This is a genomic window from Calditrichota bacterium (assembly GCA_013112635.1).
Taxonomy (GTDB): domain Bacteria; phylum Calditrichota; class Calditrichia; order Calditrichales; family J004; genus JABFGF01.
In genome coordinates, this window is record JABFGF010000001.1 from 891,961 (window position 1) to 908,388 (window position 16,428).

Consider the following 16,428-nt stretch of genomic DNA (forward strand, 5'->3'; position numbering starts at 1 on the left):
CCTCAATTTAGGCTATACTTTTTTCGGTTTTTACCTCAAAGCTTCCAAAGAGTTCATATTCTGCAGCATCGTCGATTATAACATCTGCAAAATCCCCGGGTTTTATATTTACACTTTCATCTGACTGAATAATAACTTCGTTGTCAATTTCCGGTGCATCCCGGAAAGTCCTGCCATAATATGTAAATGTGTTTATATCAAAATCATCAATTAAAACTTTAAGCTTTTTTCCGATATATTGTTCGTTCAAATCAAAAGATATATCTTTTTGGATTTCCATAAACTCTGCCTGGCGTTGATTGGCAAGTTCCTCATCCACTTTGTTTTTCTGATCAAAAGCATATGTATTTTCTTCATCAGAATAAACAAAAGTACCAACCCTGTCAAAACGAATTTTACGGATATAATTGGTTAACTCATCAAAGTCTTTATCTGTTTCACCCGGATGACCCAAAATAAATGTGGTTCGTAAAGTGATATGCGGGATTTCTTCACGGAACATTTCAAACAACCCATCCAAAGATTGACGCGTATCTCCCCGGCGCATAGTACGCAGCATATTTTCTGAAATGTGTTGAATCGGCATATCAATATAAGGTAAGATTTTTGAACTGCCTTTCATTAATTGAATCACATCTTTAGGGAAATTTGTAGGATACCAATAAAGAACCCGTATCCACTCAATACCATCAACCTTTTCCAACTGTTGAAGAAGGTTTACAATTGACTGTTTACCATAAAGATCTTTTCCATAATGCGAAGTATCCTGCGACACCAGAATAAGTTCCTTTGCTCCGTTCTCCGCCAGCTTTTTACTTTCTTCGACAAGGCTCTCAATGGATCGGCTACGATGTTTACCACGAATATGTGGGATTGCACAAAAAGCACAACTATGGTTACATCCTTCAGATATTTTTAAATAAGCAAAATGTCTTGGAGTGCTGACCATTCGCAAGCGGTGCAAATTATCCACAGCCGAGTGTTTTTTACCAAGCGCCTTTAATATAGATTGATAATCTTCTGTACCGAAAATTGCATCTACACCAGGCATTTCTTTTTCAATTTCCGGTTTGTACCTTTGCGAGAGGCACCCTGCAACAAAAACCTTTTTAGCAGGATCTCTTTCTTTCAACTCCAATGCTTCCAAAATAGCCTGGATTGACTCTTCTTTCGCACTTTGAATAAATCCACAGGTATTAACAATTATTACATCCGAGTTCTCCGGGGACTCAATTACATCAAAACTATTGGCATTAAGCTGCCCCATCAATATTTCGGAATCGACAACATTTTTAGAACACCCTAGTGTTGTGATGTGAACTTTTTTATTTAAAGATACTGCCATTACTTACCAAATAGCCCTTCTACAAATTCTTCAGGATTAAAAATTTCCATATCAGATACTTTTTCGCCTAATCCAATATAACGCACAGGAATCCCAAGCTCTCTTTTAATTCCAAGAACCACGCCGCCCTTTGCAGTGCCATCCAGCTTAGTTAAAAAAATTGAATTCACTTTTGCTGTTTTTATAAATTCTCTGGCCTGGTTAACTGCATTCTGACCATTACCCGCATCAAGAACCAAAATTGTTTCATGAGGGCCATCGGAAATTTGCCGCTCAATTACCCTGTACATCTTTTCCAACTCACTCATCAGGTTTACTTTTGTGTGTAACCGTCCAGCTGTATCGATTATCAAAACATCGCTTTTTCGGGCAAGAGCAGCCTCGCATGCATCAAAAACTACCGCAGCCGGATCAGCATTGGCATGATGCTTAATAACATCAGTTTCTAATCGCTCTCCCCATGTGGATAATTGCTCTATAGCTGCCGCACGGAATGTATCTGCTGCAGCCAATAAAACTGTTTTTCCCTGATTCTTATAATAATTTGTCAGTTTTGCAATAGAGGTTGTTTTTCCCGTTCCATTTACACCAACTACAAAAATAACCTGGGGTTTAGTTTTTGCTGGTTCCAGTGGTTCAAATTCCAGTAACTGTTTAACTTCATCGATGATAATAGAATCAAGCTCTTCAGATGATTGATATTTTTCTTTTTTCACACGTTTACGAATATTGTCTAAAACGTGCAATGAAGTCTCAACTCCAACATCTCCGGTTATAAGAATCTCTTCAATTTCTTCTAAAAGATCTTCATCAATTTTACGTTTTCCTGTTACAATTCTATTAATTTTTGAAAAAACGCCTTCACGGGTTTTTGTCAAACTTGCTTTAATTTTCCCAAACATTCGTACTACTCACCTTTTAGATTTGGATAGTTATATTGGAAGCGGTTGATAAAATACCATTTTGTGAAGGCAAAAATAATAATCATCAGCACAAAATAAAACGGTATTTTTAAACATATTGCAAACGCGAAAAATAATATGGCGTATTTTGTTGTTTTAATAGTAGCATTGACCTCTTTTTTGGTAAACATATTAATAAAAAAAGGTAAGGATGCTATAATAAATATAAGAGCGAACCAATCTTGCAGAATTATTGCCATAATGAAACCGGCCACATAGGACAATAATGCAAGGTTTATTACAAAGCGTGTGCCATGAATAACCGCCAATGTTTTTTTACCACTTTTTAAATCTCCTGGAACATCCGGCAGTGTTGTAAAAAAATATAAAGATGTGTTAAAAAATAAATACGGTAATGAATCTGCTATTATTGAGAAACCTGCTGTCTGTGTTGTGAACCAACCTATTGCAAATGCCAGCCACCCCATGGCCGCATTGGAAATAAGACTTCTAAACGGTTTATCTTTTAGAATAAATGGCTTATAGTTGTATGCATATCCTGTTATCAAAAGAAAAATAATCACCGTAGCTAAAACGGCATAATTAATAAAATATGCAAAAACAATTGCCACAATTATTAAAAGAAATATCTCAATTTTTGCAGTAGTTTTTGAAATATGATTTTCGGAGAGGATAAATAGTTTTTTGTTTTTTAAATCGCTTTCTATGTCCTGCAGTTGGTTCAACAAAAATGATGCGCCCATTGCCGCAGCAAAAACGATAAACAAAAACCAGATCTGTTTAAAATCCAAATTTAGAAATTGATCCGGTGTAAAAAATAATTGTCCTTTTGAGGCAATAAAATATCCTGCCATCATTGTTGACCAACCAGGAATAAATAACATAGGCCGAAGGACAAAAAAATAATCAAAAACGGAAAGAAACCGGGAAAATGACATTATTTACTTTCACTTAATAAATCATCAACCGGAATAGGATATTGGCCGCTGAAACAGGCAGTACAATATTTTTGACCTTGATCTTTTGGCATGGCTTCAATCATTCCATCCAGAGAAAGGTATTTAAGGGAATCTGCTCCAAGATAATTACAGATTTGATCAACATCCCGGTTATTTGCAATTAGCTCATCACTAGTAGGAAAGTTCATTCCATAAAAACAAGGATTCTTTATTGGGGGTGAGCTTATTCTTACATGTACTTCGGAAGCACCTGCATTTCTAACGGCAGTAACAAGCTGCTTAATTGTTGTTCCGCGAACTATTGAATCATCAACTAAAATCACCCGGCGGTCTTTTAAAACTCCACCGACAGTATTAAACTTAAGACGAACTCCTGCGTCCCGGCTCTCTTGTGTTGGTTTAATAAAAGTTCTCCCAACATAATGGTTTCTGATTAGCCCAAGTTCAAACTTTGCTTTGCTTCTAGCTGAATATCCAAGTGCAGTAGTGTTGCTGCTGTCAGGAACAGAGATAACAATATCTGCGTCTAGGTCATTTTCAATGGCAAGATTTTTACCAAGCTTTCTTCTGGTTTTATCAACATACTCGCCAAATATCTGGCTATCCGGGCGGGAAAAATAGACAAACTCAAAAACACAATGGGCTGCTTCACATTTTTCAAATGGGAAATGAGATTTCATTCCTGTTTCATCAAATACAATCATTTCACCACATTTTACATCGCGCACATATTCTGCACCAATCAAGTCAAATGCACTCGTTTCTGAAGCAACAACCCAGGCATCGTTTAATTTGCCAAGAGCAAGCGGCCGGAATCCGTATGGATCTCGCAGGGCTATTAATTTTTTTCGGGTTAAAAAGACCAGGCTGAAAGCACCTTCTATCTGGCGTACTGCATCTTTAATCTTGCCGCTAATATTTTTTTCTAATGATTTTGCAATAAGGTGAAGAATAACTTCACTATCAGTTGTGGTTTGGAAAATCGAACCCCGCTCTTCCAAAGCATTTCTCAAGGATTTTGAATTACTTAAATTACCATTATGCCCAATTCCAAGAAGTCCATCCCTGTGTTTTATTACCAAAGGTTGCACATTTAATGCTGCAGACTCGCCCGTTGTGGAATAGCGATTATGACCAATTGCAATATGCCCGTTTAACTCAGAGATATTTTTTTCATTAAAAATATCGGATACCAGGCCCATACCTAATTTCTTTTTTACTTTTTTCCCATCACTCGCAGCAATACCGGCACTTTCCTGTCCGCGGTGCTGCAATGCGTGTAAACACAGGTAGGTATTTACAGCAGCATCGTTAGTTCCATAGATCCCGACAACACCGCAAAACTCGCTTGGTTTATCCAAATAATCGTTCATATAATATTTTTCGATTTTACTTATTATTAATAAAGCGGGAATATAAACATTTGGTATCAAATTGGCTAAAAATAAATCCAAAAAAATGAGAATTAATTTAATACATTATTTTTATGCCAATAATAACTTCGAATATTGACCTTGAAATCAAAATATCTAAGAATAAAACATCGTATTACAAAAATTTGATTTTATCAAACAGTAAAGTTATAATTCGTTAATCTTACCAACCAAATTATCATTCATTATTTCAGAATTTTTTAGGGCAATGATGAAACTAGTTCTTGCTATCAGTTTTTTTATGGTCTTTGCTTGCGACAATGTCGTTAAAATAGATGAAGAAGGTTTAGTTGAAACTGATGGGATTCAAACTTTTTATAGAAAAATTGGATCGGGTCCTATTCTTGTTGTTGTTCATGGTGGGCCGGGTCTTGATCATTCTTATATGCTACCTCATTGGGAAATTCTATCAAAAAAGTTTACCCTTATTTTCTATGACCAACGAGGTACAGGCAAGACGTCCAGCAAGGTTGATTCTAGTTTGATTTCAATGAACCAATTTGTTGAAGATCTTGAGGCACTAAGAACAGGACTCAATCTTAGCAAAATAAACCTTATTGGTCATTCCTGGGGTGGACTGCTGGCCATGAACTATGCTTTAAGATATTCTGAAAATATTAATAAAATAATTTTAGCAAATTCTATTGGCCCAAGCTACGATGATCTCAATTCCTTTGTTTACATGCGAAACGAAAGTTTTACCGAGGAAGATGTTGAAATTCAAAAAACTATAATGGCCAAATCTGGGTTTGTGACGGGAGACCGCGAAGTTATAACTAGTTTACTTCAGGAAATATTTAAAGTCTATTTTGATGAACCTTCAAATCTGCAAAAATTAAATCTTACGATTAGTAAAAATACAGCTAAAAATATATTTAAAATTAATGGCCTGATGCTCAAAGAGTTAGTAGCCTACAACATCCAAAATAAACTGCAAAATTTAAAAATCCCAAGTTTAGTTATCCATGGCGAAAATGATCTGATCACTTTAGAAAGCTCAAAAAAAATACTGCAATCATTGGTAAATGCCCGTTTAGAAATAATTAAAAATTGTGGACACTTCCCAGCTATAGAACAACCTGAGCAGTTTTCCAAAATAGTCAGCACTTTTTTACTCCATGAATAAAATTTTAAAACTAAAATACTTTGTTTTGCCGATTGTTGTTTTACTCACCGCAAAACAGAGCCAATCACAGCATGTTTTCCAGCTATCCGATACTTTGAACTCATCTCATATTGGAACATATTTGTATTACTATACAGACTCAACAAATTCCAAAACAATTGAAGCAGTCCAATCACCTAAATTTGAGAGTATATTTATCCATTCACAAAAAACACATTTAGGTTTTGGTCATACAAAATCGGCGGTATGGCTACGTCTCGATATTTATCCGGGAAATATAAACCTGAATAGATATTTTATTCAATTTGAATACCCGATGTTAAACCATGTTACGATGTACTCAATAAAAGACAGCGTATTAATGATTCAAGAGTCTGGTTTGGATATCCCACTAAAAAACAGAGATGTGGAATCCGAAAGCCCAACATTCCCGCTTTACCTTTCGCCCAACAGGATTAATCGTTTCTATTTCAAAATAAAATCTAATTCTTCCATGGCAATCAATGCCCAAATATTTCAAAAAGAAAATTACTACAGGGCGTTGATTGATAAGAAATTATTTTTAGGTCATTATTATGGTCTTGTTTTGGTCATGGTTCTCTATAATTTATTTTTGGCTTTTTCAACAAAAGAAAAATCGTTTTTGTATTATGCATTTTATGCCGGATTTCAGGGTTTATACCAGTTTCATTTTGATGGCCTAGTGCAGATTTATGCCTATCCAAACAACCCAATACTTACAGAGATTATGATGGGTATTACTATCAACGGGTTTTTATTGATGGGATTGGTTTTTTGCAAAGAATATTTATTGCTTAAGAAAAATACCTGGCTATATAATAATTATAAGGTTCTCATCTTTCTGAATATTATTCTAATTTTAATACTGCCGCTTTTAGGGTATTATGATTGGAATAGAATGGCCCATAATTTCAGCTATCTTTTTTTAATTTTTTTGACGGTAAGCTCAATTGTCAGAATGATCGATGGGTTTAAGCCTTCAAAGTTTTTTGTGATTGCAGTAAGCTTTTTTATTGCCGGATTGGTGATCCGGATTTCAAGGAATTTGGGTTTACTTCCAGAAAGCTTTTTTACCCTCTATGCCTTTCATTTTGGCTCGGCCTTGGAAATGACACTTTTATCTTTTGGGCTTGGAGATAGAATTAACAGGTTAAAAGACGAGAAAGACGAAATCCGTTTAAAAACCCGGACACGAATTGCAGCCGATCTTCATGATGATATTGGGTCTACCCTGACCAAGATTAGTACAAATTCAGAGATCATTAAATCAGCAGAAGACAGCATAAAAATAAAAGCGGCTGCTGAGAAAATTGGTAATCTTAGCCGGGAAATGATTTCTTCTTTTGGTGATGTCATCTGGGCAATTGATTCACGAAAGGATTCCATGCAGGATTTAATTGACCGCATGAACGACCTGGTATTTGACTTGTTTGCAGAGGATGACATTCATGTTACTTTTAAAGCGGATACTTTTGAACCTTCTAACCTGGATGTTGAAGTGCGTCAGAACGTGTATTTTATTTATAAAGAAGCTTTAAATAATATTTGCAAACATGCACAAGCCACTAAAGTTGACATAGCTTTAAAAAAGCTATCGAATGGCTTTGAGCTGCACATCAAGGACAATGGCATTGGAATTAAAGGTATACAAAACAAAAGTGGCAATGGACTAAAAAACATGAAAAACAGGGCTGAACAGATAGGCGCCAAATTAAGTATCAACACAACGAGGGGGTGTAATTTGGCGCTTTCTTATTTGTACTAACTATCAATAAATTGCTTCCAAGATTTTATCTTATCTTTTTAAATATCAATCAATGAGTATCAAATTTTAACAAAATCTAATCTTTTACACATCTAACAGACATGCCCCAAGTAGGTGAAGAGCCTGTTCCATTGTAAATGGTTGGTTCACCGTTATCTATTTGCCTGTTTGAAGATGATGTTGCTGTCCAAAAGAAAGCTCCTGTTCCAATTCCTGTAAAATGACCGTCTTTAAACCTTCCACCACCAGGTATGGCCGTAAAGCCAAATTCATCAGTAGCGCCTGCATTTGGAGGAGGCCAATGGATTGTACCTGCTTCCTTTAGCTTATCCCCTTCATCAGTCCCCCTGTGATATGTATCTGTTTTGTCAGCTTCAGTTGTGGTCATCCCCAAATATATTTCCAACTCTTTCCATTCTTCATCAGTTGGTATATGCCAGCCTTCCGGCGCCAATCCGCGGACATCGTTAACAGCATGCCAATTATAAAGCAATCCATATGTTTCTACATTTCCGGGCTCTCCGTGTGGATAACAGTAAGCACCGCTAGCAAGAGTGCTCCATGTATTACTATCTTTAATGTATCCGATAGTATGATGTTCTGGGTCATTAGAATTATAGCGTGTTGATCTTAGGTTTTCTGCCATCCACCATTGATCGCCAATTTTTACTGTTTTATAAACATTGCCCTCATAGTCTGTTACAGTTCCGGTTGTTTTCTCTTTCATCAATACTTGCTTCGTTGTTGTACTCGTAAACCCATCAGTATCCTTCACTTCAAGTTTTATTGTTTTTATTCCCAAAGTAGAAAATTGGTGACTGGCGGTTTTTAAAGTAGTAAATCCAGTATCCCATGTTCCATCATTTTTCCAATCCCACCTGATTTGGAGCGATAATAATGGATCCTCCTTATCGTGGCTTCCAGAAGCATCAAAATGGATAATCGTATCAATTGTGCCGTTTAGTGGAGATACTGTAAAAACTGCTTTTGGAATAGATTTCCCTATGTAATCAAACTCTTTTTCATCAGAAAAATCAGTTTTAAAGCCATCTTTTTCGACATAATACCTGTATGTGAAATGAAAATCAGCATGCTGATCAAACGAAGTATCTAAAAGAACTGATTGAGATTTAAACTGAAAAACCGCTTTTTTAAAGGCATTATTGGATTTACGTTCAAGTACAATATCAGCGTCATCTGAATATGAATAGTTCAGGGAAATCTCAATAAAGCTGTCTTGGTTTAGAAGAATTGTTTCAATTGAAGGGATTTGTTTTAAATCTTCATCTACCTCTAAAGGGTTATTCCAGTCAGGGTTACAAGAAATAAATAAAAGAAGAAAAACAAATTGTTTAAAAGTTCTCATTTCATTCCTTTAGGTGAGTTTAGAATTCTATTGATAATGCAAAATTATATGTATCAAAATTTGATTTATATAAACTAGCTGAAACTGTATTCATCTCTCTATCAGAATTAAATATCCCATCAGAAATAAAATACAATAAAGCAGATGTTCCTACAGCAATTGAACTATATAGAATATAATTATTGAACTTTTTAGTATCGGATTTATATCCTGACATTGAATTAAAAGTTTTAGCATCTTTGTATTTTTTATAACTCGATTGACCCGCGAAATAAGAATATGTTCCAAAACCTACAGACACTAATGCAGAAGTGCCGAAAATGTACAAAGGCGCTTTTGTTACCTGCTTTATTTTCTTTCCTGACATCGTATAAGAAATTTCCTTAAATATTCGTAAAAGGCCATCCACTTTGCCTTTATAGGTTCTATTGGAAGATTTATCAATTCTGCTTGATTCAACATCAATCAAGAAAATATTTATTGTGTATGTATCGCCTACTTTGCCAATATTTCCAGCAACCATCTTTTGGACATTTAAAATTTTACCGGCTTCTACCGCACATTCATTCGAAGAACATCCGGAAAATTGAAATCCCTGTTCTTTTAAAATATCATCCATTTTTCCCCGGTCAAGAACGGTAAAACTATTAATTTCTACCAGATTCCCGCGAAATTGATTTGTCAATGAAACTAATGCTTGTTTTGAGATACCATCACCATCAAAATCAAGAACGGCAACTGCAGTTTTTGATTGTTTGTTTTGGGCAAAAATTGTTGTACTTAAAAATAAAAAATTAAAAGAAATAATAATTTTCAATATTTTACTCATAATATTTTCCCTGATATATTCTCATTTATTAAATGCAATCAAATCCGGTAAATAGGCTTTTGAAATAGGTAATGTTGTCCACTGATACTTAGACTACTTTATCATCAACATCTTTTTGCTTGTTATAAAACTATGTGTTTGGAGTTTGTAGATGTACAAACCGCTTGCCAGATTAGAAGCATCAAAGTTTATGGAGTGTGTGCCAGCCTGTTGTTTACCATTGAATAATTCTTTTACCCTGCGACCGGTTATATCAAAGATTTCAATTTTAACGTTATCTGCTTTTGGCAGACTATAAGAAATTGTGGTGACAGGGTTAAATGGATTGGGGTAATTTTGGGATAAATCTGCCTCTATAGCTAAAATAACTTTTTTATCATTTATGCTGACAGGATCACCCAGATTTTCATACCAAGCAATTCTACTATCATAGTGGGTTCCAGAAATAACATCCATATCCCCATCACTGTCAACATCTGCTGCAAAAACTGATTGTGCTCCGCCAATTGTTGTTGTAAATGAATAGGCTGTAAAATTCTGATTACCATCATTTTTGAACCAGCTAATACCATTGTTTTCATTACTTGAAGAAAGAGCATCTATGTCACCATCATTATCCATATCAACTGCATACACATTCTGAGCTGATTTCAATCCTTTATAAATATATCTGGTTCTGAAATTCTGATTACCATCATTATCATACCAGGAGATTTCACTCCCAGCGGCGGATAATATATCAATGTCTCCATCATTATCCAGATCAATTGAAAAAACAGATTTTGCACTATCAGCACTTGTATTTATCACATGTGGAGAAAACAACTCATTGCCATCATTTTCGTACCAGGCTATTTCTTTGTCAAACCATGAGGTAGATAGAATATCAATATCCCCATCCCCGTCTACATCGTTAGCATGGACTGATAGAGGAAGATCTGCACTGGTAGCTATGATATGTGATGTAAAATCTTGATTGCTATCATTTTCATACCATATTATTTTATCTTCATGACCAGAGGTTGCGAGTATATCCATATCACCATCACCATCAACATCACATGCGTAAATAGATGTTGAATAACTAATATCGGTTGTAATAATATGTTTTTCAAAATTTTGGTTACCATCATTTTCATGCCATGAGACATGATCAAAATTTTCATCTGCATAATTAGACTCAGATGTGGAAATAATATCCATATCTCCGTCACTATCTAAATCTATAGGAAACACTGATAAGAGACCGAACACAATTCCATTATAAATTATGTGGGTGTTAAACCATTGTTTCCCGTCATTTTCATACCAAACAATTCTATTATTGTTATATGAGCCAGACAACATATCCACATCCCCATCGTTATCCAAATCAAGTGCATGTACAGATATTGGATCCCAGACACCACTTGTTAATGGGTGCAGTATAAAACTTTCCTCACCATCATTTTCAAACCATCCTAAATCATAATCTCCTGCGCGCCCAGAAAGCAAATCAATATCACCATCATTATCCAAATCTGCAGCTTCAACTCCTAAAACAAACATAGTAAAATCAAGGCTATGAGATGTGAAATTTTCTTCGCCATCATTTTCTAACCAAGAAAGTCGAGAATCTGGAGGTCCCCAAGATCCTGATACTATATCAAAATCTCCATCACTATCAACATCTTCTGCAATAACATCATAATATTCAAAAGATTTGTCAGCAATAACATTGGATGTGAAATTCTGGTTGCCGTCATTCTCAAACCAGATAATTTTATCTGAACCAGAAAGTACATCTATATCCCCATCATTATCTATATCATTCGCATAAACTGAATAGGCCTCTATTGCTTCTTTTGAAATATTATGTGTAATAAAGTTTTGTATCCCATCATTCTCATACCAAGCAATTTTTCCTTCATCCCTGGAGGCAGAAAGAATATCTATGTCATTATCACCGTCAATATCAATTGCATAAACTTCCTCAGCTATATTTACTTCTGTTGTTATAACATGGATAACAAAACTCTGACTACCATCGTTTTCATACCAAGCAATTTGCCCGAATGATGCAGATAACACATCCATATCACCATCACTATCAACATCTATTGTAAAAATAGATTTAGCTTCATCTAAACTCGAAGTAATTATGTGTTCATTAAAGTTTTGATTACCATCATTTTCATACCAGGTTATTTCTCCTTTGTAATCCGGATAAGAACCAAAAGAAGCTGAAAGCACATCTATATCCCCATCACTATCAATATCTTCAGCGTAAACAGATTCAGCATTATCAGCTTTAGTCGAGATAATACGGGAGATGAAATTTTTACTCCCATCATTTTCATACCAGGCGATTTTGTCATCTTTCCCTGAAGCTGATAATACATCCACATCCCCATCATTGTCTATATCGATAGTAAAAACCGAATTGACGTCCAAAGCAGCAAATTCCCCGCCAACAATTGTATGATCTTTGAACCGCACCTGAGTTCCCACAAATTCAATATTAATTCTGTTAGTATCTGTGGCCCCACTGCCATAGAATGCTATTACTTTGACGCTGTAGTTTTGGGATAAGTCACTATAAATATGACTATTCGGGAACCATCCTGATTCAACTGTCCCATCACCCCAATCCCACTGAAAAGGTGTACTCGGTCGAGAATTGTCCACACCATTAATCGTTACTTTTCCACTTACTTTATCCAAACCTCCCACTATCCAGATACTCAAAGTGCCAGATTGTGTGTTTGAGCCTAATTCTTTAGCATTGGAAATTGTTAAAAGAAATACCATAGAAAAGACATTTATTATCGTGGTTTTCATAGCTTCTCCTAAAGTCCATTATTTATAAAAATTTGGTTATAAAAGCTTTGTCATTTAATCAAGAGCATTTTCTTGCTGGCTATGTATCTTCCAGCTTGAAGTTTTAAAATGTATAAACCGCTTGCTAAATCGGAACCATCAAATTGTAATGAGTGTGTACCAGCTGTTTGTTTTCCATGAGACAATTCTTTTACCCTGCGACCGGTTATATCAAAGATTTCAATTTTAACATCATCTGCTTTTGGCAGATTATAAGAAATAGTCGTGATTGGATTAAACGGATTAGGATAGTTTTGTATAAGTTCATATTTAACAATCTGGTTTAGCTTTGAGTTATTATCATTAATTCCAACAAAGATATCTTTAGGTAAAATTACTACCTCAATAGAATCCTTTATTTGGCCAATGGAAACAAATATTTTGGTTGTGTCAGGATACACACCTTTAAATAAGCCTGGGGAATCATGTAGTAAAGAACTGTCAGCAAATTCATATTTTAAATCTGAGAGCTTTGCAATATTTCTTCTAATTCCATCGCTATAAAAACCCTGTACATTTAATTGGAATAAATTACTTTCAAGTGAAAATATCTTTCGAGGATTTATTTTAATACTATCAAGATCTGCGTCAAAGTTGACATTAAATAAAACTGAATCTTGATAAAGATTCTCATTATTGTCGATTCCAAAAGTAACAAGTTTAAAAACACCAAAAGCATCATCCGGTATAGTATATTGAAATACCCCATTTGCTGAATCTATGATATGAGTAAAACCTTGAGATGTTTCTGAACCAATTATAGATATTGACTTTATAATATTATCTGTTCCGGAAACAGAAACGTCAAGTTTCATTCCCGGAGAAAAAGAAGATCCATTAGATGGGTAAGTTATAGATATTGAATCAGATGAATTTGCAATAGTATTTGAAAAAACAGGTTGAAATGAATTGCCATGGTTAAATTTATAATTGTAGTGAATTTCTAGAGGTTTAAATATATCTCTAGTGAAAAAACTTTCGTTGTCAGGATGTTGATTTAATAAGAATAACACTTTCGATATGTTTTTTATATTAGCTGCAGAACCAGAATGCCATTGTCCAGCTAAAAATGTTTCATTAATAATCCCTCCTGATTGACTTGAATCTGGAACGATGAAATCGTTTAATGTATAGTTGAAAATATCTTTTACTTGTTGCTCAACATCTGTATAAATAAAAAACAGAACTGTAAAAATTACTTTAACAAATCCTGTTGGCTCATTAGTTGTGTCAGCGAGCGTTTCATTGGTTACAATAACGTGTTTTGGAATACTTTGTGAAGTGATATTGTCATTTAAGGAAAATATTGCATCGCTACCAACCCTCAAATCTTCAACTGCACCATTATAGGGGTTTTGGTTTGACAGAGCTAAGGCTGTGAAAAGTACTGAAGCTAAACCAGCCCCTCCTTTCCCGTGTAATGCCTCTATTAAGAAGTTTCCCATCTGAGAACCTGAGTGCGGTGTGTTCAAAGTTATAAACCTACAAACATCAGCATTATAACCATCACTTTGAAAATAAAGTCTTGATAAAATACCACCCATACTATGAACAACTAGATTTACTTTTCCAACAGAATATTTTTTTTCAATTGCATTTAATATTGTGGAAAACACTTCGCCTTTAACAAAATCTTTGTTTGTTTCAAACGAATGACTGTTAGTTTCTTCATAACCTAGATTTCTTGTCAACTCATTTGGCCACTGTGATAATTTTAGTTCATTATCTAAATCTTCAAACGTACTTCTATCTGCCCAAAGGCCATGAACCATTACAACAGGGGCGCGATAAACACGCACGGGGTATTCATAAATTGTATATTGTGTAGATATTTTTACTATTTTGAGAGTTAGCTCATTATATAAATGGTCAGTAGGCACTTGTAAAGGATGCTTATAATGAAAAATTATATTCCCTTCTTCAAATGCCACTTTGTGGATACGACCATTTTGAACTGTATCAACTATACTTTCGTTTTCTGTAATAACTATTTTCAAATCTGCTTTAGACACATCATCTAGGGTTCCACTATAATAGAATTGTGATATATTTGAGGTTCCGTCAGCACAGACTTTAATTGGGGAATCATCAAATTGAGTGTCTGTTAATTCTTTAGGATTTATAGAAGACAAATAACTATTTAAATGTTTCAGTGATTTTCTTAAATCAATTGAAAAACCTGCAGAGACAAATGGTGTGCTTATATTTTCACTTGATGTAACTTTGTATTCTGTTATTTCAATTGGATCTGTCCAAAACCCAGAGTTTGGAACGTATCCAATAAACATTGAAGAGTCGGTTCCTGAATTTTGATATCGGATTTGATATTGCCAATCAATCCCATTTGTTGTCCAGACACCAACAGATGCAGAAATCCAAATTTTTTCATCTTTTTGTGCATAAAAACTGCTTGCACCTCTTCTATTCCAACTTGGACCATCTGATTTTACTGGAAAACCTTGTACGTTTTTTATTGGGTAAAAAGTAGCTCCAACATCAACACTATTGCTAAATAGAGGTGAGCCTCGTTCATCTTTTCCATTTGATCCCCAGAATAATTGACTTGGGGATTCATAATCTGAAAGAGTAACAGTGTCAGGAAGTTCCCAAACTGAATCTATTGGTTCAAAAAGTTCTAAGGTTATTGTTTGTGCCAAAGTCTGTTCTTCAATTATGAGTTTAATCTTTACATTTTCATGTAGTTTATTTGACTGGCTAAAAGTACTATCAGCGTCCCATATTATCTCATTGTTGCCATTTGATATATCCGTTCCTACATCTCCTTTTAAATATTTGTCAGGTGGAACAGTATTAAAATTTACTCCTCCATCTAATGAAGCTATAAGTTTAATTGTAACACCAGTGCCTACAATGCCAGAAAGACGATATTTTATTGAAACACGTCCAGTACCATCCATTATTTGGTGAGAATTGATATCAGCTATAACAGCTTGAGCAGAAAGGTTTGTTAGAGAAACAAAACCTAATAACATTGTGACAAGAAACTTCTTACACATGGTTTCCTCATTTCATCTATTAAACAACATAATGAGATTTTTTTATCCAGCTATACCATAAACACTAAATACCAGATTATTTTTTAAGCCAAGTAAATTCTAAATATAAATTAGGTTCTTTATTGAAGAATACTATACCATGGTTATGGTATTTTTAGGAAGGATTATTTGTTCAAAACTTTACGGACAACTTCAATCTTGGATTGAACATGCAGCTTGCGGTATATGTTTTTAATGTGGGACCGGACCGTTTCAACTGAAATAAATAGTTTTTCTGCTATTGCTTTGTAGCTTAAACCATCAACCAAACCTTGTACCAATTCCTTTTCACGGTTTGATAATACATTTAATGGCTCAACTTTGGGCTCCTGGAAAAAGGAAAGCACTTTTCGTGCAATTGAAGGTGACATTACAGAACCGCCTTCGGCTGTTTTCATAACAGCCTCACGCAGTTTATCGTTTGGCGTACTCTTTAAAAGATATCCTGTAGCACCCGCTTTTATAGCTGCAAATATTTTATCTACATCTTTGTAGATTGTAAACATCAGCACTTCTGTATCAGGCAATACCTGCTTTATCATGCTAATCCCTTCTATCCCAGAGATTCCCGGCAAACCAATGTCGGCAATAATAACATTCAGGTCTGTCATATAACAGTCAAAAAAATTTTCAATTGATTCCACTGAAATGGTAACGTTAATTTCAGGATCGTGTTTAAAATAACCGATCAAACTATCTCTAATTTCCCGATCATCTTCAATAAGTGCTATGTTCATATGAAACGT

General features: G+C 34.8%; 11 protein-coding genes. 2 read left to right on the forward strand and 9 right to left on the reverse strand.

Annotation, left to right across the window (positions count from 1 at the left end; genetic code table 11):
* Positions 1-7: 7 nt before the first annotated feature.
* From rimO to HND50_03630, 4 genes are read right to left on the reverse strand one after another with little or no spacing between them, the layout of a single operon-like run.
* Positions 8-1,345 (reverse strand): 30S ribosomal protein S12 methylthiotransferase RimO, encoded by a 1,338-nt coding sequence (gene rimO / locus HND50_03615; GenBank protein NOG44288.1) that lies wholly within the window; start codon positions 1,343-1,345, stop codon positions 8-10.
* Positions 1,345-2,247 carry a signal recognition particle-docking protein FtsY gene (ftsY, locus tag HND50_03620; protein ID NOG44289.1) on the reverse strand — a complete coding sequence of 301 codons (903 nt, stop codon included), beginning with the start codon at positions 2,245-2,247 and terminating at the stop codon, positions 1,345-1,347. Before ftsY ends, rimO begins: the two co-directional genes overlap by 1 nt.
* Positions 2,248-2,252: 5 nt before the next feature.
* A complete protein-coding gene (locus HND50_03625) occupies positions 2,253-3,206 on the reverse strand; it encodes a UbiA family prenyltransferase (protein ID NOG44290.1) in 954 nt (317 codons plus the stop codon).
* Positions 3,206-4,600 (reverse strand): amidophosphoribosyltransferase, encoded by a 1,395-nt coding sequence (locus HND50_03630; protein ID NOG44291.1) that lies wholly within the window; start codon positions 4,598-4,600, stop codon positions 3,206-3,208. Before HND50_03630 ends, HND50_03625 begins: the two co-directional genes overlap by 1 nt.
* Positions 4,601-4,871: 271 nt before the next feature.
* Here HND50_03630 and HND50_03635 point away from each other — a divergent pair, with 271 nt between their 5' ends.
* Both HND50_03635 and HND50_03640 read left to right on the forward strand, forming a co-directional pair.
* Positions 4,872-5,786: an alpha/beta fold hydrolase gene (locus tag HND50_03635; GenBank protein ID NOG44292.1), complete on the forward strand. Its 915-nt coding sequence runs from the start codon at positions 4,872-4,874 to the stop codon at positions 5,784-5,786.
* Positions 5,779-7,572 carry a hypothetical protein gene (locus tag HND50_03640; protein NOG44293.1) on the forward strand — a complete coding sequence of 598 codons (1,794 nt, stop codon included), beginning with the start codon at positions 5,779-5,781 and terminating at the stop codon, positions 7,570-7,572. The genes HND50_03635 and HND50_03640 overlap by 8 nt, the downstream gene beginning before the upstream one ends.
* A gap of 76 nt (positions 7,573-7,648) precedes the next feature.
* Here HND50_03640 and HND50_03645 read toward each other — a convergent pair whose 3' ends face one another.
* The 5 genes from HND50_03645 to HND50_03665 form a co-directional block, all read right to left on the reverse strand.
* On the reverse strand, positions 7,649-8,938 hold the full coding sequence (locus HND50_03645) for a hypothetical protein (protein NOG44294.1): 1,290 nt from the start codon (positions 8,936-8,938) through the stop codon (positions 7,649-7,651).
* A 19-nt stretch (positions 8,939-8,957) separates the two neighbouring features.
* The gene (locus HND50_03650) at positions 8,958-9,767 is read right to left on the reverse strand and encodes a hypothetical protein (protein ID NOG44295.1); all 810 of its coding nucleotides are present in this window, start codon (positions 9,765-9,767) and stop codon (positions 8,958-8,960) included.
* 93 nt (positions 9,768-9,860) lie between these two features.
* Positions 9,861-12,587 (reverse strand): T9SS type A sorting domain-containing protein, encoded by a 2,727-nt coding sequence (locus HND50_03655; GenBank protein NOG44296.1) that lies wholly within the window; start codon positions 12,585-12,587, stop codon positions 9,861-9,863.
* Positions 12,588-12,637: 50 nt separating this feature from the next.
* Positions 12,638-15,643: a T9SS type A sorting domain-containing protein gene (locus tag HND50_03660; protein ID NOG44297.1), complete on the reverse strand. Its 3,006-nt coding sequence runs from the start codon at positions 15,641-15,643 to the stop codon at positions 12,638-12,640.
* Positions 15,644-15,807: 164 nt separating this feature from the next.
* A complete protein-coding gene (locus HND50_03665) occupies positions 15,808-16,419 on the reverse strand; it encodes a response regulator transcription factor (protein ID NOG44298.1) in 612 nt (203 codons plus the stop codon).
* Positions 16,420-16,428 lie beyond the last annotated feature (9 nt).